The organism is Micromonospora sp. M51, assembly GCF_018070305.1.
Lineage (GTDB): Bacteria > Actinomycetota > Actinomycetes > Mycobacteriales > Micromonosporaceae > Micromonospora > Micromonospora parva.
The window spans coordinates 1-1,280 of the sequence record NZ_JAGPXZ010001157.1; the positions used below are offsets into that span (position 1 = coordinate 1).

Here is a 1,280-nt window from a genome sequence, read left to right on the forward strand (position 1 = left end):
TTCCGGTGTAGATGATCGCCCGCTGGTCCACCCGCAGGTCCGGTGCGCCGGCACCGGCCGCCTCCGGTGCGCCCGCGGCGGCGTCCCGGGGCACCTCACCGCCCTTGGCCGGCGGCGCCTCGACCGCCGAGCCGGCGGTGTCCTGTGCCCCACTGTCGCCGGCACCGCATCCTGTCAGTGCCAGCGCGGCCGCCAGTGCTGTCGCCGCCAGCAGCGCACCGCGGCGTCGTCCCACCCGTCCGTCCATCCCCGCTCCCATCGTCGTCAACCGGTGTGGCGATAGCTCGGACGCGACGCACACTCCGGCTGGTTCCGGCAGACTGCGCTGAGGACGTCACGATTCGATAATCGAGGAGTCACGATGCGACTCACCAAGTACGCCCACTCCTGCCTTCGGGTGGAACACGATGGGGGAATCCTCGTCGTCGACCCCGGGGTGTTCAGCGACACCACGGCGGCGCTGGACGGTGCGGACGCGGTGCTGATCACCCACGCGCACCCCGACCACCTCGACCTGGCAGCGGTGCGCCTCCAGCTCGACAGACGGCCGTTCCCGATCCACGGCCCCGCCTCGCTCGCCGAGGCCCTTGGGGACGCGGCCGACGCGCTGCGCCCGGTCGACGTCGGTGAGTCGTTCACCGCCGCCGGGGTCGCCGTGCGCGCGTACGGGGGGCGGCACGCCGTGATCCACCCCGAGATCCCGGTGATCGACAACCTCGGTTACCTGATCAACGACGTGGTCTACCACCCGGGCGACTCCCTGGTGGTGCCCGACGAGACACCCGTCGACACGCTCTTCGCGCCGATCCACGCCCCCTGGTCGAAGTTCTCCGAGGTGCTCGACTTCATCCGCGCGGTCGCGCCGCGGCGCGCGTACGCCCTGCACGACGCGCTGCTCAACGACAACGGGCTGGGTGTGCTGAACCGGCAGTACTCGGCGATGTCCGGCACCGAGTACCAGCGACTGGAACCCGGCAGTCGGGTGGACGTCTGACCGATGCCCGGCCTCTCCGCGGAGCTGGTGCAACAGCTCTACCGCACCCCACCGGACCGGTTCGTGGCCGCCCGGGAGGCCGCCGTGGCGCAGGCCCGCCAGGCCGGTGACCCGGCCACCGCCCGGGAACTGGCCCGGCTGCGTCGCCCGACGGTGGCCGCCTGGTTGGTGAACCTGCTCGCCATCCGACGTCCGGAGCTGGTCGCCGATCTGGTGCAGCTCGCCGACGCCCTACGGTCCGCCCAACGGGAGCTGCGCGGGCCCAAACTGCGGGAGCTGTCCGCGC

Annotated in this window: 1 protein-coding gene and 2 pseudogenes; 2 read left to right on the forward strand and 1 reads right to left on the reverse strand. The window is 72.3% G+C overall.

Annotation, left to right across the window (positions count from 1 at the left end; genetic code table 11):
• Positions 1-247, reverse strand: a pseudogene (locus tag KBX53_RS33295) (DUF4349 domain-containing protein); the annotation flags it as partial.
• A gap of 114 nt (positions 248-361) precedes the next feature.
• Here KBX53_RS33295 and KBX53_RS33300 point away from each other — a divergent pair.
• Both KBX53_RS33300 and KBX53_RS33305 read left to right on the forward strand, forming a co-directional pair.
• The gene (locus KBX53_RS33300) at positions 362-994 is read left to right on the forward strand and encodes an MBL fold metallo-hydrolase (protein WP_030328964.1); all 633 of its coding nucleotides are present in this window, start codon (positions 362-364) and stop codon (positions 992-994) included.
• A 3-nt stretch (positions 995-997) separates the two neighbouring features.
• Positions 998-1,280, forward strand: a pseudogene (locus KBX53_RS33305) (hypothetical protein); the annotation flags it as partial.

Bases quoted from the DNA above. Each gene is read 5' to 3' on its own strand.
- KBX53_RS33300 (WP_030328964.1), top strand. From the start codon at position 362: ATGCGACTCACCAAGTACGCCCACTCCTGCCTTCGGGTGGAACACGAT.